We start from the raw sequence: 20,951 nt of genomic DNA, 5'->3' as shown, positions 1-20,951 counted from the left end.
CGGAGCCTCCTCGGCGCAGGTCAGGTGCGATAGGTGGGGTTCAGACGGAGTCGGGGCCGGCCAGGCGGCGCACCGCGGACAGCGGCACCGGGAGCCAGTCGGGCCGGTGCCGGGCCTCGTAGACGACCTCGTAGATCGCCTTGTCCGTCTCACAGGCGCGCAGCAGAACCGGATCGGTGCGCGGGTCGGTCCCGCTGACCTCGGCGTATCCGGTGCAGTACGCGGCCCGGCAGGCCGCCGCCCACTCCGGTGCCGGCGGGCCGCCCGCCGAGTGCGCCGCGTAGTCGAAGGAGCGCAGCATCCCGGCCACGTCCCGCACCACCGGCTGGGCCATCCGCCGCTCGGCCAGCGGCTTGGCCGGCTCGCCCTCGAAGTCGATCAGCCACCACTCACCGGAGGGGGAGCGCAGGCACTGCCCGAGGTGCAGGTCGCCGTGGATGCGCTGGGCGGTCCAGGTGTGGCCCTCGGCCGCCAGATCGGCCAGCGCCTCGAACGCGGAGTGCAGCCCGGGGACGTACGGCCCCAGCGCGGGCACCGCCTGCGCGGCCGCCTCCAGCCGCTCGGTCATGCCCGCCACCATGGCCTGCAGCTGGGTGTGGCCGAGCGTGACCGTGGGCAGCGCGCGGGCCAGCGCGGTGTGCACCTCGGCGGTGGCGCGGCCCAGCGCCCGCGCCTCGGCGCTGAAGTCCTCGCCCTTGGCCAGCTCGCGCAGCGCCAGCTCCCAGCCGTCCGAGGCGCCCTGCACGAAGGGCTGGAGCACCCCGAGGACGTACGGCTCGCCGTCCACCTCCGCCGTCATCCACGCCGTCGGCGGCGGCACCCGGGGGCAGCCCTCGCGGGCCAGGGCCAGCGGCAGTTCCAGGTCGGGGTTGATGCCGGGCACCACCCGGCGCAGCAGTTTGAGGATGAACGCATCGCCGTAGACGACCGACGAGTTGGACTGCTCGGCGGTCACCACCCTGGGGACCAGGTCGGGGCGTATCTCCTCCCGCCGCTCGAAACGCAGCCCGCCGATACGGGCCTGGGTGCGCAGCGCCTCCAGGATCACCTCGGCGGGCCGGGTGTCGTACAGGGCCTCGTACACCGTGCGTCCGGCGAGCGGGCCCTCGTGCACATGGCCGATCAGCGCGGGCGCCAGCCGCGGGGGCAGCGCCTCGCGCACGCCTATGAGCAGCTGGTAGCAGTCGCCGGGGTGCGACTCGGCGCCCGACAGGTTCACCAGCGGCTGGTGGGCGCGTACGAGCATGTGGTACAGGCCGAGCTTCCCGTCGACGATCGGCAGCAGTTCGGTGGCGGCGACCAGCGAGAAGCCCGTGACCGGGCGTCCCTTGCCCGCGAACCAGCGCTGGCGTGGCAGCCACTCGCGCAGCAGCGGGTCCAGTGAGGCGAGCAGGCCGGGGCCGCCGGCGGTGACAGAGCGTGTGACGGCTTCCGACATGGCTTCCGACATGGCGTCGCGTCCAATCGCTGGTCGGGTGTGACTGACGCGTGCCCACGGGTGGGGCGGAGGAAACCGCCCCACCCCGGGGTACTAGGCCGCCGCGTCCTTGCGCAGCCGGAACCAGTAGAAGCCGTGTCCCGCCAGGGTCAGCAGGTACGGCAGCTCTCCGATGGCCGGAAAGCGCACCCCGCCGAACAGCTCGACCGGGTGCCGGCCGCGGAAGGCGCTCAGGTCCAGCTCGGTGGGCTGGGGGAAGCGGGAGAAGTTGTTGACGCACAGGACCAGGTCGTCCTCGTACTCCCGGAGGAACGCGATGACCGCGGGGTTCGACGACTGCAGCTCCCGGTAGGACCCCAGTCCGAAGGCGCGGTTCTGCTTGCGGATCTCGATCATGCGGCGGGTCCAGTGCAGCAGCGACGAGGGGGAGGACATCGACGCCTCGACGTTGGTGACCTGGTAGCCGTAGACCGGGTCCATGATGGCGGGCAGGAATAGGCGGCCGGGGTCGCAGGAGGAGAAGCCGGCGTTGCGGTCCGGGGTCCACTGCATGGGGGTGCGCACCGCGTCGCGGTCGCCGAGCCAGATGTTGTCGCCCATGCCGATCTCGTCGCCGTAGTAGAGGATCGGGCTGCCGGGCAGGGAGAGCAGCAGGGAGCCGAAGAGTTCGATCTGGTTGCGGTCGTTGTCCAGCAGGGTGGCCAGGCGGCGGCGGATGCCGATGTTGGCGCGCATGCGGGGGTCCTTGGCGTATTCGGCCCACATGTAGTCGCGCTCTTCGTCGGTGACCATCTCCAGCGTGAGCTCGTCGTGGTTGCGCAGGAAGATGCCCCACTGGCAGCCGGAGGGGATGGCGGGGGTCTTGGCGAGGATCTCGGAGACGGGGTAGCGGGATTCGCGGCGGACGGCCATGAAGATGCGGGGCATGACCGGGAAGTGGAAGGCCATGTGGCACTCGTCGCCGCCGGCGGCGTAGTCGCCGAAGTAGTCGACGACGTCCTCCGGCCACTGGTTGGCCTCCGCCAGCAGCACGGTGTCGGGATACTGGGCGTCGATCTCGCGGCGCACCCGCTTGAGGAACTCGTGGGTCGCGGGCAGGTTCTCGCAGTTGGTGCCCTCTTCCGCGTAGAGATACGGCACCGCGTCCAGCCGGAAGCCGTCGATGCCCAGGTCCAGCCAGAAGCGGAGGGCGGCCAGGATCTCCTCCTGCACGGCCGGGTTCTCGTAGTTCAAATCCGGCTGGTGGGAGAAGAACCGGTGGAAGTAGTACTGCTTGCGCACCGGGTCGTAGGTCCAGTTGGACACCTCCGTGTCGACGAAGATGATCCGCGCGTCCTGGTACTGCTTGTCGTCGTCGGCCCACATGTAGAAGTCGCCGTAGGGGCCGTCGGGGTCCTTGCGGGACTCCTGGAACCACGGGTGCTGGTCGCTGGTGTGGTTCATCACGAAGTCGATGATCACGCGCATGCCGCGCTGGTGGGCGGCGTCGACGAACTCCACGAAGTCGGCCAGGTCGCCGAACTCCGGGAGGACGGCGGTGTAGTCGGAGACGTCGTAACCACCGTCCCTGAGGGGGGACTTGAAGAACGGCGGCAGCCACAGGCAGTCGACGCCCAGCCACTGCAGATAGTCGAGTTTGGCGGTCAGGCCCTTCAGGTCGCCGACGCCGTCGCCGTTGCTGTCCTGGAAGGAGCGGACGAGGACCTCGTAGAAGACGGCGCGTTTGAACCACTCCGGGTCCCGGTCCATGGCCGGAGTGTCCTCGAAGGTGTCCGGAACGGGCTCATTGACGATCATGTTGTGGGTGACCCTCCGATCTGCGGGGTGGACGGTCGCAGAACCGTGAAGACGTGCGCGGGCCGGCGGCCCGGTTCGAGACGCACGTAGTTGGCCCTGCCCCAGTGATAGGTCTCGCCGGTGAGCTCGTCGCGCACCGGCACCGACTCGTGCCAGTCCAGGCCGAGTTGCGGCATGTCCAACGAGACCGTGGCCTCCTGGGTGTGGTGAGGGTCGAGGTTGGCGACCACCAGAACCGTGTTCGATCCGCTCCGCTTCGAGTAGACGATCACCGCTTCCTTGTCGGCGTGGTGGAAGTGCAGGTCCCGCAGCTGTTGCAGGGCCGGGCTGCGGCGGCGGATGTCGTTGAGTTGGGTGATGAGGGGGGTGAGGGTGCGGCCCTCGCGTTCGGCGGCTGCCCAGTCGCGGGGTTTGAGCTGGTACTTCTCCGAGTCCAGGTACTCCTCGCTGCCCTCGCGCAGGGGGATGTTCTCGCACAGTTCGTAGCCGCTGTAGATGCCCCAGGCGGGGGAGAGGGTGGCGGCCAGCACGGCGCGGACCTCGAAGGCGGGCCGGCCGCCGTGCTGCAGGTAGGCGTGCAGGATGTCGGGGGTGTTGGCGAACAGGTTCGGCCGCATCCAGGCGGCCGCCTGGCCGGACAGCTCGGTGAGGTAGTCGGTCAGCTCCTGCTTGGTGTTGCGCCAGGTGAAGTAGGTGTAGGACTGCTGGAAGCCGATCTGGGCCAGGGTGTGCATCATCGCCGGGCGGGTGAACGCCTCGGCCAGGAAGATCACGTCGGGGTCGGTGGCGTTGATGTCGGCGAGCACCCGTTCCCAGAAGACCACCGGCTTGGTGTGCGGGTTGTCCACCCGGAAGATCCGCACCCCGTGCGCCATCCAGTGCCGCAGGACGCGCAGGGTCTCGGCGACCAGGCCGTCCGGGTCGGCGTCGAAGGCCAGGGGGTAGATGTCCTGGTACTTCTTCGGCGGGTTCTCGGCGTAGGCGATGGTGCCGTCGGGGCGGTGGTGGAACCACTCGGGGTGCTTGTGCACCCAGGGGTGGTCCGGGGAGCACTGCAGGGCGAGGTCCAGGGCGACCTCCAGGCCCAGCTCGCCGGCCCGGGCCACGAAGCGGTCGAAGTCCTCCAGCGATCCCAGGGCGGGGTGGACGGCGTCGTGGCCGCCGTCGGGGGAGCCGATGGCCCAGGGCACGCCGACGTCGTCGGGGCCGGCGTCCAGGGAGTTGTTGCGGCCCTTGCGGAAGGTGGTGCCGATGGGGTGGATGGGGGGCAGGTAGACGACGTCGAAGCCCATCGCGGCGATCGCGGGCAGGCGGCGGGCGGCGGTGCGGAAGGTGCCGTGCGGCTGCTCGGCGGTGCCCTCGGAGCGGGGGAAGAACTCGTACCAGGCCCCGTACAGGGCCCGCTCCCGCTCCACCAGCAGACGAAGCGGCTCGGAGGCGGTGACCAGCTCCCGCAGCGGATACCGGGCCAGGACCGCGTCCACCTCCGGCGTCAACGCCGCCGCCAGACGGGTGGCGGCCGGCTGGTTCTCGTCGCGCAGGTCCGCCACGGCGGCCAGGATCACGTCCCGGCCGTCGTCCTCCGGCACCCCGGCGGCGGCCCGCTCGTACAGGCGTGCGCCCTCCTCCAGGACGAGGCCGGTGTCCAGTCCGGCGGGAATCTTGATCCGCGCATGATGCCGCCAGGTGGTGACCGGGTCCCCCCAGGCCTCGACCGTGTAGGTCCACAGGCCGGGCTCACCGGCGGTCACGGTGGCGCCCCAGCGGTCGGTGCCGGGGGCCAGTTCGCGCATCGGCGTCCAGGGGCCGGGGCGGCCCTCCGGGTCGCGCAGGACCACGTTCGCGGCCACGGCGTCGTGGCCCTCGCGGAAGACGGTGGCCGAGATCTGGAACGACTCCCCGGTCACCGCCTTGGCGGGCCTGCGGCCGTGCTGGACGACCGGGCGGACGTCGAGGACGGGGATCCGGCCCACGGCGGTGGCCCCGCCCGCGGAGGGTCGCTCCGAGGCCGGTGAGGCCTGCCGGCCGGGGCCGCGGGGGTGCCCGGGTGGCGCGTCGGCGCCGGACCTGCCGGAGGCCCCGCTTGCGCTGCTTGCGCTGCTCGTGCTGGTTGTCGGTGGTGCTGCCGAGTGGTGCTTGGCGGGCATGACCGCTCCTGTCCGCGTCAACGAGGGTGTGGGCGGATGTCTGTGGGGAGGTGGGTCCTGCGTGGTCTACCTGTCGGGTGTACCGGAGGAGCCTTCCCACCCTATTCGGGTGAGCAATCCGGCACTTTGTTAACTACCCGCGCGTATGTCGACACACAAGACCGGCCCGGTCCGGACACGGCCGAGACCGGCACCGACCCGGTCCCTTCCGGGCACCGACCCGGTCCCTTCCGGGCACGGCGGCGCCCGGCGGTGTCCATACCCAGCGGCGGCCGCTCCCGGACCGGTACGGTTTTCAGTGACGGGGCGCACAGCGCAGTGCGTCCATCCAGCGAACGCGCCGAGGTGGCAAGTGAAGGCGATCCGTCGGTTCACCGTCCGTCCCGTTCTCCCCGAGCCCCTGCGCCCGCTCAGTGAGCTGGCCCGCAACCTGCGCTGGTCCTGGCACGCCGAGACCCGTGACCTCTTCCAGTCCGTCGACCCCGAGCGCTGGGCCTCCTCGGGCGGCGACCCCGTACGCCTGCTCGGCAGCGTGAGTCCCGCGCGGCTGGCCGAGCTGGCCGAGGACCACCGCTTCCTGCGTCGGCTGACCGCCGTCGCCGACGACCTGCACGACTACGTGACCGGCGACCGCTGGTACCAGAGCCGGCCGGAGGGCCTGCCCGCCGCCATCGCGTACTTCTCACCCGAGTTCGGCATCACGGCCGCGCTGCCGCAGTACTCCGGCGGCCTCGGCATCCTCGCCGGCGACCATCTGAAGGCGGCCAGCGACCTCGGCGTACCGCTGATCGGGGTGGGGCTGCTCTACCGGCACGGATACTTCCGGCAGACCCTGTCCCGGGACGGCTGGCAGCAGGAGCACTACCCGGTCCTCGACCCCAACGAGCTGCCCGTCACCCTTTTGAAGGAGGCCGACGGCACCCCGGCTCGGGTCTCACTGGCGCTGCCCGGCGGCAAGTCCCTGCACGCCCGGATCTGGGTGGCCCAAGTCGGCCGGATTCCGCTGCTGATGCTGGACTCCGACGTCGAGGAGAACGATCTCGGCGAGCGCGGGGTGACCGACCGGCTCTACGGCGGCGGCAGCGAGCACCGGCTGCTGCAGGAGATGCTGCTGGGCATAGGAGGGGTGCGGGCGGTACGGACGTACTGCGGGCTCACCGGCCACCCCGGTCCCGAGGTGTTCCACACCAACGAGGGCCACGCGGGCTTCCTCGGCCTGGAGCGCATCGCCGAGCTGTGCGACCAGGGGCTGGACTTCGACGCGGGACTGGAGTCGGTGCGCGCGGGCACGGTCTTCACCACGCACACACCCGTCCCGGCCGGCATCGACCGCTTCGACCGGGAGCTGGTCGCCCGCCACTTCGGGCCCGACGCCGAGCTGCCGCGCATCGACGTCGAGCGGATTCTCCAGCTGGGCATGGAGACGTACCCGGGTGGCGAGCCGAACCTGTTCAACATGGCGGTGATGGGCCTCAGGCTGGCCCAGCGCGCCAACGGCGTCTCGCTGCTGCACGGAACGGTCAGCCGGGAGATGTTCGCCGGACTGTGGCCGGGGTTCGACCCCGAGGAGGTGCCGATCACCTCCGTGACCAACGGCGTGCACGCCCCGACCTGGGTGGCCCCGGAGGTCTTCCGGCTGGGCGCCCGGCAGATCGGCGCCCAGCGCACCGAGGACGCGCTGACCACGGGCGGCTCCGAACGCTGGGACGCGGTCGCCGACATCCCCGACCAGGACATCTGGGACCTGCGCCGCGACCTGCGCGAACAGCTGGTGACGGAGGTGCGCAGCCGGCTGCGGGCCTCCTGGCGGCAGCGTGGCGCGGGTACGGCCGAGCTGGGCTGGATCGACGGCGTGCTCGACCCCGACGTGCTGACGATCGGCTTCGCGCGCCGGGTGCCGTCGTACAAGCGTCTGACACTGATGCTGCGCGACCGCGACCGGCTGATGGACCTCCTTCTGCATCCCGAGCGGCCGGTCCAGATCGTGGTCGCGGGCAAGGCGCACCCGGCGGACGACGGCGGCAAGCGGCTCATCCAGGAGCTGGTCCGCTTCGCCGACGACCCGCGGGTACGCCACCGGATCGTCTTCCTGCCGGACTACGGCATGGCGATGGCGCAGAAGCTGTACCACGGCTGCGACGTCTGGCTGAACAACCCGCTGCGGCCGCTGGAGGCGTGCGGCACGTCCGGCATGAAGGCCGCGCTCAACGGCTGCCTCAACCTCTCCGTGCTGGACGGCTGGTGGGACGAGTGGTACCAGCCCGACTTCGGCTGGGCCATCCCGACCGCGGACGGGGTCGGCTACGACCCCGACCACCGCGACGACGTCGAGGCCGCCGCGCTGTACGACCTGCTGGAGCAGCGGGTCGCGCCCCGCTTCTACGAGAGCGGCCGGGACGGACTGCCCGACCGGTGGATCGAGATGGTCCGCCAGACCCTGACCCTGCTCGGCCCGAAGGTGCTGGCGGGCCGCATGGTCCGCGAGTACGTCGAGCGGCTCTACGTCCCCGCCGCCCACGCCCACCGCGCCCTGGACCCGGACGCGGCGCGCGAGCTCGCGGAGTGGAAGGCGCGGGTGCGCGGCGCCTGGCACGAGGTGACGGTGGACCACGTGGAGACCTCCTCCCCCGTTGCTGAACGCACGGAGGGACCCCCGTCCACGGCCCCCGCCGAACTCGGCACCACCCTCGGCCTGCGGGTGCGCGTGGGCCTGGGCAGCCTCGGCCCGGACGACGTGGAGGCGCAGGCCGTCTCCGGCCGGGTCGACGAGGAGGACCGCATCACCGACGCCACCGCCGTCCCCCTGAAACCCACGGGAGCCCCCGACCCCGACGGCCGCTGGGTCTACGAGGGCCCGCTCTCCCTGGACCGCACCGGCCCCTACGGCTACACGGTCCGCATCCTCCCGGCCCACCCCCTCCTGACGTCCCCGGCGGAACTGGGCCTGGTGACGGTCCCCTCGGAGGAAACGGGCGAGGGAGCGGGCGTACTACTGCGGTAACTGGACAGCTGCGGACGGTCGTGCCTCCCCCAGTGCTGAACGCCTGGGGGCCCCGGGACGATGGGGGTCCCCCAGGCTCGAGCGAAGCCGAGAGCCTGGGGGAGGGTGGACGCTGGGGGTGTCCCTGCTCGAAGAGCTCGAGGGAGGCACCCCGCAAGCGCGGGCGAGCGTTCCCCCCCCCGCCCGACAGCGTCACGGCTCCGCCACGTCGCCGCACAGCCTCCGCAGCACCACACCGCACCGACGGGCATACGCGTGCTGGAACCCCCGGGCGGCCGGCCCCGCCGCCCGGGCGTACCACTTCGCCGGCCGACTGAACCCGCTGACCGTCAGCCACACGGTCCCATCCCCCGTACGGTCCACCACGAAGGCCTCCTCGCCGCACTCCGGATGCCCCGGCAGCGAGCCGTACGCCCACCCGACACGACGGCCTTCCTCGACCGTCCAGACCACCCGGCACGGCGCCTTGACGACCCCGGCGACACTGACGGTCACGTCGACACCGGCCGTCGCCCGCTCCGCACTCGTGTCGATGCCCACGCCGAGAGCCCGGTGCATCTCCCACGTCAGCACCGCCTCGGACGCCCGCCGGAACACCTCCTCGCCCTCGCCGATGCGCGTACGCACGTGCAGGGGGTGGAAGCCCGGCGGGCAGAGGCCCTGCTCGCGGGTCGCGCCGACCTCCTCGTAGGTGAAGTCCTCGGTAGACATGGGACCCAAGCGTAGGGCGGCCCCCGGGAGGGGCTTCCTCCCGGGGGCCGCGCAGATCAACTGTCCGGAGGTCAGGTGACGTTGATCGCGGTCCAGGCCGCCGCCACCGTGTTGTACTCGGTGCTGCCGGAGCCGTACAGCGCCGCCGCCGCGTTCAGGGTCGCCGTGCGGGCGCCCTTGTAGTTGGTGGTGGACGTCATGTACGTGGTCAGCGCCTTGTACCAGATCTGCAGCGCCTTGGCGCGGCCGATGCCGGTGACCGTGGAGCCGTTGTACGTCGGCGAGTTGTAGCTGACGCCGTTGATCGTCTTCGCGCCGCTGCCCTCCGCGAGGAGGTAGAAGAAGTGGTTCGCCGGGCCGGACGAGTAGTGCACGTCCTTGCTGCCCAGGCTGGAGGACCAGTAGTCGGCGGAGGCGCCGTCCTTGCTGGGCTTGTCCATGTAGCGCAGCGGGGTGCCGTTGCCGTTGATGTTGATCTTCTCGCCGATGAGGTAGTCACCGGGGTCGGACGCGTTGTTGGCGTAGAACTCCACACCGGCGCCGAAGATGTCGGAGGTGGCCTCGTTCAGGCCGCCGGACTCGCCCGAGTAGTTCAGACGGGCGGTGTTGGCGGTGACGCCGTGGCTCATCTCGTGGCCGGCCACGTCCAGCGAGGTCAGCGGCTTGACGTTGCCCGCGCCGTCGCCGTACGTCATGCAGAAGCAGCTGTCCTGCCAGAAGGCGTTGACGTAGGCGTTGCCGTAGTGGACCCGCGAGTAGGCGGCCACGCCGTTGTTTTTGATGCCGTTGCGGCCGAAGGTGTTCTTGTAGAAGTCCCAGGTGATCTGGGCGCCGTAGGCGGCGTCGGCGGCGGCCGTCTGGTCGGTGGACGAGCTGGAGGCCGTACCCGTGCCCCACACGTCGGTGGTGTTGGTGAACAGGGTGCCGGTGCCGGAGGTGCCGCGGGCCAGGTTGTACGTCTTGTGGCCGCCGCGCGTGGTGTCGTACAGCTGGTACGTCGACCCCGACAGGGCGGTGCCGAGGGTGACGCTGCCCGAGTACAGCGTCTTGCCGGTGCCGGTGTGGACGCCCTGGTACTCGTGGAGCGTCTCGCCGGTGGCCGCGTCGGTGATGACGTGCAGCTCGTTCGGGGTGCCGTCGTCCTGGAGGCCGCCGACGACCGTCTCGTAGGCGAGGACCGGAGTGCCGTCGCCCGCCCAGACGACCTTGCGCGGGGCCTGGTCGGGGGCGGTGTTCTCCGAGCCGGCGTCCTTGGCGAGGGTCAGCGCCTGCTTCTCCGCCTTGGCGGCGGCGATCTTCGGCGTGAGCGTGGCCACCTTGATGGTCGCCTTGGTGGCTCTGGTGACGCCCTGGGTCTTGCCCGCCTTGGAGGTGTGGACGACCAGGTCGCCGCCGAGGACGGGCAGGCCGGCGTAGGTGCGCTCGTAGCGGGTGTGCACCGTGCCGTCGGCGTCCTTGACGACGTCCCTGACGACCAGCTTCTCCTGGGCGCCGAGGCCTATCTCCCGGGCCGTGCCGGAGGCGTCGGCCTGCGCCTGCTGGATCAGGGAGGTGCGGGCCGTGTCGGAGAGCAGGACGGGGGCCGCGGCGAGGGGTGCCGCGCCGGTGGAGTCGGCCGGGGTCTGGGCCGAAGCACTGGTGCTCAGAGCGGTGCTGAGGAGGGCTCCGGCCGCGACAGCGGTGGCGAGGGCCAGAGTGGTGCGCTTGTGACGCGCGTAGAGGGGAGTCACACAAGCTCCTTATGTGGGGGTGTCCGGTCGGCGTGGGGATGCCGGGCCGGAGCGGTGGTGGGGGTGCTGTGCTCGTGCGGCGGGTGGAGGAAGAGTGACACCGAGGACGCGTACATGTCAGCGGTGCCAAGTGATGTTGGCTGAAAAATGACGGTCCGGTAAACGTTTCGGCGTCATGAACGGGCGCCGTCCCGGGGCGCGGGACCTCGGAGCGGCGCCCTGCACCCGGGCGCCCGGGCGGGCTACGGGAAGGTCAGTTTCCAGCCATCGATGTAGCCGGTGTCGCCCGGACCGCGGTCCTGGACGCGCAGCTTCCAGGTGCCGTTGGCCGGAGCGGAGGAGGCGTTGACCGTGTACGTCTGGTGTACGTCCGGCGTCGGGTCGTAACCGGTGTTCTTCAGCCGGTACGTCGACCCGTTCGGGGCGACCAGGTCGATCTGGAGGTCACCGCGCCAGGAGTGCACGATGTCGACCGAAACCTGAAGGTTCGACGGGGCGTTGCCGCTGCGCCCGGAGACCGTGACGGACGAGGTGACCGCCGCGCCGTAGTCGGGGATCGCCACGTCGGTGGTGTTCTCGAAGGCCGAACCGCCACCACCCCCGCCGTCGTCCCCGCCGGAGCGGGAGCCGACCGCGACCGCCGCCCAGGCGTCCTGTACGGCCTTGTACTCGGCACCGGAGGTGCCGTACAGCTCGCCGGCCGCCGCCAGCGTGCCGGTGCGGGCGCCCGCGTAGTTGGTGGTGGAGGTGAACTTGGTGGTCAGCGCCCGGTACCAGATCTGCAGTGCCTTGTCCCGGCCGATGCCGGTGACCGGAAGCCCGTCCGCCGTGGGCGAGTTGTAGCTGACGCCGCCGATGACCTTGGCGCCGCTGCCCTCGCTCAGCAGGTAGAAGAAGTGGTTCGCCGGGCCGGAGGAGTAGTGCACGTCCACCGAGCCGATCCCCGAGTACCAACTGTCCTTGGACGCGCCGTCCTTGCTGGGCTTGTCCATGTAGCGCAGCGGGGTGCCGTTGCCGTTGATGTCGATCTTCTCGCCGATGAGGTAGTCACCGGGGTCGGAGCTGTTGCCGGCGTAGAACTCCACGCCGGTGCCGAAGATGTCGGAGGTCGCCTCGTTCAGGCCGCCGGACTCACCGCTGTACCTGAGGCCCGCGGTGTTGGAGGTGACGCCGTGGCTCATCTCGTGGCCGGCCACGTCCAGCGAGGTCAGCGGGCGCGCGTTGCCCGACCCGTCGCCGTACGTCATGCAGAAGCAGCTGTCGTCCCAGAACGCGTTCACATACGCGTTGCCGTAGTGCACGCGGGAGTAGGCCGCCTTGCCGTCGTTGCGGATGCCGCTGCGGCCGAACGAGTCCTTGTAGAAGTCCCACGTGACCGCGGCGCCGTAGTGCGCGTCGGCGCCCGCGGTGGCGGCGTTCGACGTGGTGCCGTTGCCCCAGGTGTCGTCGGCCTGTGAGAACAGCGTGCCGGTGCCGGAGGTGCCCCGGTTGAGGTTGTACGTCCTGTGGCCGCCGCGCGCGCCGTCGTTCAGCGTGTACGTCGAGCCCGACTGGGTCGTCGTCAGCGGGACCTGGCCGCTGTACTGGGTGTTGCCGACGCCGGTCTCGATGCCCTGGTAGCGGTGGAGCTCCTTGCCGGTGTTCGCGTCCGTGACGACGTGCAGCCGGTTCGGCGTCCCGTCGTCCTGGAAACCGCCGATCACCGTCTCGTACGCCAGTACGGGCTTGCCGCTCGCCGCCCAGATCACCTTGCGGGAGGACTGGTCGGCGCCGGCCTCGGTGCCGCCGAGCGCCTTGGCGCGCCGAACGGCCTGCTGCTCGGCGGCCGCCTTCGACACGGCGGGGGTGAGGCTGCCGACCTCGACGGCCGCGCCCGTGGCCTTGAGCACCCGCTCGGTCTTCCCCGACGTGGCGGTGTCGACGATCAGATCGCCGCCGAGGACGGGCAGTCCGGCGTAGGTGCGCTCGTAACGGGTGTGAAGCGTGCCGTCGCCGTCCTTCACGACGTCCTTGACGACCAGTTGCTCCTGTTCCCCGAGGCCGATGTCCTTGGCCGTGCGCGCCTTGGCGCCGTCGGCGTCCCGGATCAGCTCGGCACGCTGCGAGGGCGTGAGCCTCACGGCCGGATGGGCCGGGTTGATCTTCCCGGCGGGGGCCGCCTGGGCGGGGGCGGCGCTCGCGGCGCCGGCCTGCACGGCCGCGGCGATCAGCGCGGCCACACCGGCGAGGGCGACGCCCGCCGTCCGGCGGTGCGTGATGTGGGGGGTGCGTCTGTGAGAACTGCTGCTTCTCAACACTGACTCCTTCTGCGTGGCCGCGGGGCGCGCGACCAGGGGAGATCCGGACGGCGGGCCGGCCGTCCGGGCAGAACGGGGCGGAGCGCGGAACCAGGTGCGAGGTGCCGGCGGCAGCACAGCCGTGGAGCCTTGGATCTGTGGGGGTGCTGTGGGGTGGCGCGGCTGTGACTGGGCCGAGGGGAAGAGTGACAGCAGATGACCCACTCTGTCAGGAGCACGTCACAAACTTGGCCGGAAATCGTTCGTTGTCCGGATATTCGTGTTCTGTATGCGAACGCTAGGTGTTGGCGCCCCCGTGCCACGTGTGCCACAGCGCCGCGTACGCCCCTGCGGATGCCACCAGGTCGTCGTGGGTGCCGAGTTCGGTGAGGCGGCCGTCCTCCATGACGGCGACGCGGTCGGCGTCGTGGGCGGTGTGGAGGCGGTGGGCGATGGCGATGACCGTGCGGCCCCGGAGGACGGCGGCGAGGGCGCGTTCGGCGTGGCGGGCCGTGGTGGGGTCGAGCAGGGCCGTGGCCTCGTCCAGGATCAGGGTGTGCGGGTCGGCCAGGACCACGCGGGCGAGGGCGAGTTGCTGGGCCTGGGAGCCGTCGGTGCGGTGGGCGGAGGTGTCGAGTTCGGTGTCCAGGGCGTGCGGGAGTTCCCGCACCCAGGTGTCGGCGCCCACGGCGGCCAGTGCCGACCACACCTGCTCGTCCGTGGCCGCGGGTTCGGCGACGCGCAGGTTGTCGCGGACCGTGCCGAGGAACACGTGGTGCTCCTGGGTGACCAGGACGACCTGGCGGCGCAGCCGCTCCGGCTCCAGGCCGGCCACGGGCACGCCGCCCACCGTGACCGAGCCCTCGGTCGGCGCGTCGACGCCCGCCAGCAGTCTGCTCAGGGTCGTCTTGCCGGCGCCGGACGGGCCCACCACGGCCAGCCGTTCGCCGGGCCGCACGGTCAGGTCGACCCCGCGCAGCACCTCGCCGCCGCGCTCGTAGGCGTAGCGCACCCCGGTCACGTCGATGCGGTCGTCCGCGGGAGCGGGGGCGGAGGAGCCGGTCCGGGCGGACCGCGGGGCGCGGGCCAGGCCCTCCACGCGGGCGAACGACGCTCCGCTGCTCTGCAGTTGCTCCACGTGCATCAGGATCTGGTCCAGCGGTTCGGTGAACTGCCGCAGGTACAGCGCCGCGGCCACCACCGCGCCCAGGCTCACCGCGCTCCGCGCGTGCAGGACACCGCCCACCAGCAGCACCCCGGCCACCGGGAGGATGTACGACACCTCGACCACCGGGAAGAACACGCTGCGCAGGAACAGCGTGTACAAGCGGGTGCGCCGGGACGTGTCCAGCGCGTCCCGGCTCGCCGAGACCCGCTGCCCGGACAGGCGGAACGCCTCGACCGTACGGGCCCCGGACGCGGTCGCCGCGAGGATCTCGGCGACCTCCGAGGTGGCCGCGCCCTCGGCGAGGTAGCCGTCCCGCGCCCGGCGCAGGTACCAGCGCAGCACCCACCAGATCGGGGTCAGCGCGAGCACCCCGACGACGCCGAGCAGCGGGTCCAGCACGAACACCGCGACCAGCACTAACAGCGCCTGCGCCACGCACACGAGGAACTCGGGTCCCACGTCCCGCAGCGTGGTGCCGACGGTGGCCACGTCGGCGGTGCCCCGCGTGGTCAGGTCACCGGTGCCGGCCCGCTCCACCACCGACGCGGGCAGCCCGAGCGCCCGGTCGACGAACTTCTCGCGCACCCGGGCCAGCGTGCGTTCGCCGAAGCGGTGCCCCACGTACCGCGCCCAGCGCGCCAGCAGCAACTGCGCCAGCGCGCACACCACGATGGCGACCGCCATCCGGTCCACGGCACCGACCCCGCCCCCGGCCCGGACGTGGTCGATGATCCGGCCGAGCAGCCACGGACCGGCCAGGCCGGCGCCGGCGGCCAGCGCGTTCAGCAGCAGGACGGTCGTGAAGGACCGCCCGTCGGCCCGGATCAGCAGGACCGCGGCCCGTCGCACGTCCGCGGGTCCGGCGACCGGCAGCCGCCCCGGAGCCTGAGCTGTCATCGCACGGTCTCCTCTGCGGTGAGAGCGTCGGTGTCCTCCGTGTCCCGCGCCACCAGTGCCCGGTAGCCCGGTTCGGCGTCGAGGAGTTCGCGATGGCTGCCGCCGGCCACGACCTTGCCGTCGACCAGGTAGTGGACAATGTCGGCGCGGGCCAGCACCAGCGGGGAGGTGGTGGTGACGACCGCCGTACGGCCCTCGCGCACCTGGCGCAGCCGGTCCGCGACCGCGGCCTCGGTGTGCGCGTCGAGCGCCGAGGTCGGCTCCACCGCCAGCAGCACCTCCGGATCGGCCAGCAGCGCCCGCACCAGCCGGACCCGCTGCCGCTGGCCGCCGGACAGGCTGCGGCCCTGTGCGGACACGGCCGAGTCGAGCCCGTCGGGCAGCCCCTGCACGATGTCGTCGGCGACGGCCGCGCGCACCGCCCGTGCCACGTCGGCGTCCGCACGGTCACGGCGCCCGCACACCAGCTCCCGCAGGGTCCCGGCGAACAGGTCGGCCTCGTTGTCGGCGACCAGAATCCGCTCCCGCACGGCGGACAGCTCGATCTCGTCCAGCCGGACCCCGCCCCACGTGGCCGCCGACGGCTCGTAGCGGCCCAGGCGGTCGACCACCGCCGCCGCCTCGGCGGGGCGGGCGCACACCAGCGCGGTCAGCCGCCCCGGTACCACCCGGACGCCGGACTCCGGGTCGTACAGCACCGAGGGTTCGGCAGGCGCGTCCCGCGTTCCGGTGTCCTCGTCCGGCTCCACCCGCAACAGCCCCACCACCCGGCGGGCGGCCACCACGCCACGGCTGAGCTGGTAGCCCATCTCGATGAAGAACGCCACCGGCAACACCAGGACCGCCACATAGCCGTACACCGACACCAGCTCGCCCACGGTGATCCGCCCCTCGGCGGCCAGCCGGGCCGCCAGCCAGGTCACCACGGCCAGGAACAGCGTCGGCAGACCCGCCCCGAGCGCCTGCATCCAGCTGGTGACGGCGCCCACCCTGTAGCCCTGCGCCCGCAGCCGCTGCGAGTCCCGGCGGAAGGCGTCCGCGAACAGCCCCTTGCCGCCCAGCCCGTTGAGCACGCGCAGTCCGCCCGCGAGGTCGCCGATCCGCGCGGTCAGCACCCCCTGCCGCTCCCGGTACTCGCCCTCGGCACCCTGCAGCCGGCGCATCAGCGGCCCGACGAGCACCGCGATCAGCGGCACCCCCAGCAGGATGACGACCGCCAGCGGCACCGAGACCGACATCAGCAGCCCGGCCACGACCGCGTAGACGACGACCGCGCCCGCCCCCGGGCCGACCACCGTCAGGCACTGGCTGATGGTCTGGACGTCCCCGACGCCGATCGTGACGACCTCCCCGGCCCCTACCCGGCGGGGCAGCGCGGCGCCCAGCCGGACCACGTGGTCGACGACGGCCTTGACCGTGCGGAAGTTGGCGTCCATCCGCAGCCGGGTCATCGTGCGGTGCCGCATGACGCTCACCCAGGCGTTGAACGCCCCGACCGCCACCAGAACCCCGGTCCAGCCGGTCAGCGCCGTCATGTTCCCCGGCTGCAGGCCGTCGTCGATCGCCCGGGCCATCAGGTACGGCGTCGCCGCCATCAGCACCATCCAGACGCTGGCCAGCGCCGCACCGGCCGCCGACCGGCCCGGCTGGCACCTCACCAGCCACCACAGGTACCACCACCCGCCCCGGTGGTCGGGCGTGCCCGGGTCCTCGTACGCGTCGATCACTGCTCTCCCCGTTCCCGTCCGGCCGTCAGGCCAGGCTGTCCCGCCACGCCCGGTGCAGGTCGGCGAAGCGGCCCGTGCCGGCGACGAGGTCGGCCGGCGTGCCGTCCTCCACGATCCGGCCGTGCTCCATCACCAGCACCCGGTCGGCGATCTCCACCGTGGACAGCCGGTGCGCGATCACCACGGCCGTACGGCCCCGCAGGACGGTGGCCATCGCGCGCTGCACGGCCTGTTCGCCCGGGATGTCGAGCGAGCTGGTGGCCTCGTCGAGGATGAGCACGGACGGGTCGGCGAGCAACGCCCGTGCGAAGGAGACCAGCTGGCGCTGGCCCGCGGAGATACGGCCGCCCCGCTTGCGTACGTCCGTGTCGTAGCCGTCGGGCAGGGCGCTGACGAAGTCGTGGGCGCCGATCGCCTTCGCGGCCCGCTCGATCTCCTCACGGGTCGCGTCCGGGCGGCCGACGGCGATGTTCTCGGCGACCGTGCCGGAGAACAGGAACGCCTCCTGCGTGACCATGACGACCCCGCGCCGCAGCTCGGGAACGGCCAGGTCGCGCAGGTCCACACTGTCCAGCAGCACGCGGCCATCGGTCGGGTCGTAGAAGCGGGCCAGCAGCTTGGCCAGGGTCGACTTGCCCGCGCCGGTGGAGCCGACCACGGCGACGGTCTGGCCGGCCGGGATGGTCAGGTCGAAGCGGGGCAGCACCTCGCCGCCCGTGCGGTAGCCGAAGCGGACGCCGTCGAAGACGACCTCGCGGCCGGGCAGGTCCGACGCGAGCGCCGGGAGCCGCCTGGGCGCCGACGGCTCCGGGACCGACGGGGTCTGGGCCAGCAGGCCCGCGATCTTCTCCAGCGAGGCCGCCGCCGACTGGTAGGAGTTGAGGAACATGCCGAGCCGGTCGATCGGGTCGTACAGCCGGCGCAGATACAGCACCGCCGCCGCCAGCACCCCCAGCTCCAGCGAGCCGTCCGCCACCCGGTAGGCGCCCCACAGCACGATGAACGCGACCGCCGTGTTGGCCACCAGGCGGGAGCCGACGACATAGCGGGCCATCTCCAGGAGCGCGTCGCCGTTGGTGCGCTCGTGGCGCCGGTTGAGGACGCGGAAGTCGGCGTCGTTGGCGGCCTCGCGGCGGAACGCGCGCACCGGCCGGATGCCGTTCATCGTCTCCACGAACTTCACGATCACCGCGGCGATCGCCGTCGACCGCTCCCGGAACACCCGCCCGGCGCGCCGCCGGTAGAGCCGGACCAGCAGGTACAGGGGCACGAAGGAGGCCACCGCGACCGCGCCCATGCTCAGGTCCAGCCACAGCAGCATCGCCGAGATGTAGACGAAGGACAGGACGACCGTGACCAGTTCCTGGAGGCCCTCGTCGAGCAGCTCGCGCAGCGACTCGACGTCCGTGGTGGAGCGGGAGATGAGCCGGCCGGAGGTGTAGCGCTCGTGGAAGTCGACGCTGAGCGCCTGGGCGTGGCGGAAGATACGGCCGCGCAGGTCGAGCAGCACGTCCTGGTTGACCCGGGCCGCGGCGGTGATGAACGCCCACTGCAGTCCGCCGGAGGCGACCGCGCACAGCAGATAGGCGACCGCCACCGCGACCAGCGGCCCGTGGTCGTGGTCGCGGAACGCCGGTACGGCGGTGTCGATCGCGTACGCCACCAGCAGCGGGCCCGCCTGGACCGCCGCCTGCTGGAGCAGCAGCAGGAGCGTGGTGCCGGCCACGCGGGCCTTCATGGGGGCGAGCAGGGAACGCAGCAACGCCGCCGTGGCGCCCGGCGGGGTGGGCAGGACGTCCCGGTCGAAGGGGTCGTCGGCGCTCCCGGGGCGCGGTGGGTCCTCCTCGTCCGCGGGGGTGGGGACGGACGTCGTGGGGGCCGTCATCGGTCCTCGTCCTCCTCTTCGGGCGAGTGCCCTCCTGACATCAGGTGGGCGTACTCGGCGTTTGTGCGCAGCAGTTCGTGATGCGTGCCCACGGCGGCGATCCGGCCGTTCGACAGCAGGGCGACGCGGTCGGCCAGCAGGACCGTGGAGGGGCGGTGGGCCACGATCAGGGCGGTGGTGTCGGCGAGGACCTGGCGCAGGGCGGCCTCCACGGCGGCCTCGGTGTGCACGTCCAGGGCGGACAGCGGGTCGTCCAGGACCAGGAACCGGGGCCGGCCCACGACGGCACGGGCCAGCGCGAGGCGTTGCCGCTGGCCGCCGGAGAGGCTGAGGCCCTGCTCGCCGACCTGCGTGTCCGTGCCCTGGGGGAGGGCGTGCGCGAAGTCGGCCTGTGCGACGGAGAGCGCGCGGCCCAGCTCATGGGCGCCGGCGGTGGCGCCGGCGCCCATGAGAACGTTGTCGCCGACGCTCGCGGAGAAGAGGGTGGGTTCCTCGAAGGCGACGGCGACCATCGAGCGCAGCTCCTCTCGGGACAACTCGGTGATGTCCTGCCCGTCGAGGGTGATGCGGCCCTCGGTCACCTCGTGGAGGCGGGGGATGAGCGCCGTGAGGGTCGTCTTGCCGCTTCCGGTCGCGCCGACCAGGGCCATGGACTCGCCGGGGCGGATGTGCAGGTCGATGTGGTCGAGAAGGGGCGGGGAGGCGGGCGGGGCGTCGGGATAACGAAAACGAACGCCGCGGAACCGTAGCCCGCCGCAAGCTGCGGGCAGCCGTGCCTCCCCTGGTGCTGAACGCCTGGGGGGACCCCCAGGGGCGATGGGGGTCCCCCCTGCTCGAGCGAAGCCGAGAGCTCGGGGGAGGGCGGGCGCTGGGGGTACCCCCTGCTCGAAGGGCTCGGGGGAGGCACCCCGCAACGCCGGGCTGCGCGACCCACCCCCCGGCGCCGGCCCACGCTCACCGGAAACCAACGGCTCCCCGGACTCCGGCTCCGCGTCCAGGACCTCGAAGTACCGTTCCGTCGCCGTCGCCGCCTCCTGGCTCATCGCCAGCAGGAACCCGATCGACTCCACCGGCCAGCGCAGCGCCAGCGCCGTGGACAGGAAGGCCACCAGCGTGCCCGCCGACAGCGAGCCGTCCGCGACCTGGACCGCCCCCACCACCAGCGCCGCCCCGATGGCCACCTCCGGCAGGGTCATGATGACCGCCCAGATGGTGGCCAGCAGGCGGGCCTTGCGCAGCTCGGTGCCCCGCAGGGTCCGGGACAGCTCGCGGAACGCCCGCGCCTGGCTGCGGTGCCGGCCGAAGCCCTTGATGACGCGGATGCCGAGCACGCTCTCCTCGACCACCGTCGTCAGGTCCCCGACCTGGTCCTGCGCCAGCCGCGCCGCGTGCGCGTACCGCTTCTCGAAGACCGCGCTGAGGACGACCAGCGGCACGGCCGGCCCGAGCATCACCAGCCCCAGCGTCCAGTCCTGCAGCAGCATGATGACCACGCCGACCACGATCGTCACGCCGTTGACCAGCAGGAACGTCAGCGGAAAGGCGAGGAACTGACGCAGCAGCATCAAGTCGGTCGTGCCCCGGGAGAGCAGCTGGCCCGACGCCCACCGGTCGTGGAAGGCCACCGGCAGCCGCTGCAGATGCCCGTAGAGGCCCGCCCGCATCTCCGCCTCCACGCGCGACAGCGGCCGGGCCACCAGCCACCGCCGCAGCCCGAACAGCAGGGCCTCCATCACCCCGAGCAGCAACAGGTACAGCGCCCCGAGCCACACGCCGCGCGGGTCCCGGTCGGCGACCGGCCCGTCCACCATCCACTTCAGGACGAGCGGGATCACCAGTCCCGCACAGGAGGCGACGATCGCGACGAGCGCGGCGGTGAACAGCCGCACACGCACCGGCCGCACGTACGGCCACAGGCGCAGCAGCGTACGCACGGCCGAACGGCCGGTCGGGCCGGTGCGGTCGGCGGGATCCTCGGCGAAGGCAGGTGTATTGGGCATCAGGGCGAGCCTACGGACCGCCACCGACATCGCCCACAGAGTTTTCGGCGGTTCGGCCGGACCGTACTCCGCCGCTGGTCCTACGACCTGCGCGTACGGCCGTACGAACACCCGCCCGACCTGCGCGGTACGACCGCGGCATCAACCGATCGGCTGATGTTTCCCCGAGCGTGA

The 20,951-nt window shown here is 72.1% G+C and carries 11 protein-coding genes; 1 reads left to right on the top strand and 10 read right to left on the bottom strand.

Annotated elements, in window-relative coordinates:
- Positions 1–40 precede the first annotated feature (40 nt).
- From ACX25U_RS11080 to ACX25U_RS11070, 3 genes are all read right to left on the bottom strand, one after another.
- On the bottom strand, positions 41–1,438 hold the full coding sequence (locus ACX25U_RS11080) for a maltokinase N-terminal cap-like domain-containing protein (RefSeq protein WP_454391075.1): 1,398 nt from the start codon (positions 1,436–1,438) through the stop codon (positions 41–43).
- A gap of 93 nt (positions 1,439–1,531) precedes the next feature.
- Positions 1,532–3,235, bottom strand: coding sequence for a maltose alpha-D-glucosyltransferase (treS, locus tag ACX25U_RS11075; RefSeq protein ID WP_454391073.1), 1,704 nt, complete (start codon positions 3,233–3,235; stop codon positions 1,532–1,534).
- The gene (locus ACX25U_RS11070) at positions 3,232–5,382 is read right to left on the bottom strand and encodes an alpha-1,4-glucan--maltose-1-phosphate maltosyltransferase (protein ID WP_454391071.1); all 2,151 of its coding nucleotides are present in this window, start codon (positions 5,380–5,382) and stop codon (positions 3,232–3,234) included. The genes treS and ACX25U_RS11070 overlap by 4 nt, the downstream gene beginning before the upstream one ends.
- A 352-nt stretch (positions 5,383–5,734) precedes the next feature.
- Between ACX25U_RS11070 and ACX25U_RS11065 the strand changes: the two genes are divergently transcribed.
- On the top strand, positions 5,735–8,383 hold the full coding sequence (locus ACX25U_RS11065; protein WP_454391069.1) for a glycosyltransferase family 1 protein: 2,649 nt from the start codon (positions 5,735–5,737) through the stop codon (positions 8,381–8,383).
- A 192-nt stretch (positions 8,384–8,575) separates the two neighbouring features.
- Here the strand turns inward: ACX25U_RS11065 and ACX25U_RS11060 are convergent, their stop codons facing one another.
- From ACX25U_RS11060 to ACX25U_RS11030, 7 genes are all read right to left on the bottom strand, one after another.
- Positions 8,576–9,094, bottom strand: coding sequence for a DUF1990 family protein (locus tag ACX25U_RS11060; RefSeq protein WP_454391067.1), 519 nt, complete (start codon positions 9,092–9,094; stop codon positions 8,576–8,578).
- A 71-nt stretch (positions 9,095–9,165) separates the two neighbouring features.
- Positions 9,166–10,824, bottom strand: coding sequence for a M4 family metallopeptidase (locus ACX25U_RS11055; protein ID WP_454391065.1), 1,659 nt, complete (start codon positions 10,822–10,824; stop codon positions 9,166–9,168).
- Between the two features lie 242 nt (positions 10,825–11,066).
- Positions 11,067–13,118 (bottom strand): M4 family metallopeptidase, encoded by a 2,052-nt coding sequence (locus ACX25U_RS11050; RefSeq protein ID WP_454391063.1) that lies wholly within the window; start codon positions 13,116–13,118, stop codon positions 11,067–11,069.
- Positions 13,119–13,398: 280 nt separating this feature from the next.
- On the bottom strand, positions 13,399–15,165 hold the full coding sequence (locus ACX25U_RS11045; RefSeq protein WP_454391061.1) for an ABC transporter ATP-binding protein: 1,767 nt from the start codon (positions 15,163–15,165) through the stop codon (positions 13,399–13,401).
- Positions 15,162–16,892: an ABC transporter transmembrane domain-containing protein gene (locus ACX25U_RS11040; protein WP_454391060.1), complete on the bottom strand. Its 1,731-nt coding sequence runs from the start codon at positions 16,890–16,892 to the stop codon at positions 15,162–15,164. The genes ACX25U_RS11045 and ACX25U_RS11040 overlap by 4 nt, the downstream gene beginning before the upstream one ends.
- A gap of 25 nt (positions 16,893–16,917) precedes the next feature.
- On the bottom strand, positions 16,918–18,777 hold the full coding sequence (locus ACX25U_RS11035) for an ABC transporter ATP-binding protein (RefSeq protein WP_454391058.1): 1,860 nt from the start codon (positions 18,775–18,777) through the stop codon (positions 16,918–16,920).
- Positions 18,774–20,777 carry an ABC transporter ATP-binding protein gene (locus ACX25U_RS11030; RefSeq protein WP_454391056.1) on the bottom strand — a complete coding sequence of 668 codons (2,004 nt, stop codon included), beginning with the start codon at positions 20,775–20,777 and terminating at the stop codon, positions 18,774–18,776. The genes ACX25U_RS11035 and ACX25U_RS11030 overlap by 4 nt, the downstream gene beginning before the upstream one ends.
- Positions 20,778–20,951: the final 174 nt, after the last annotated feature.

The sequence above is a fragment of the Streptomyces sp. JNUCC 63 genome (assembly GCF_054366325.1).
Note: the sequence above shows the minus strand (reverse complement) of the source record. Positions and strands in the feature narration are given on the sequence as shown.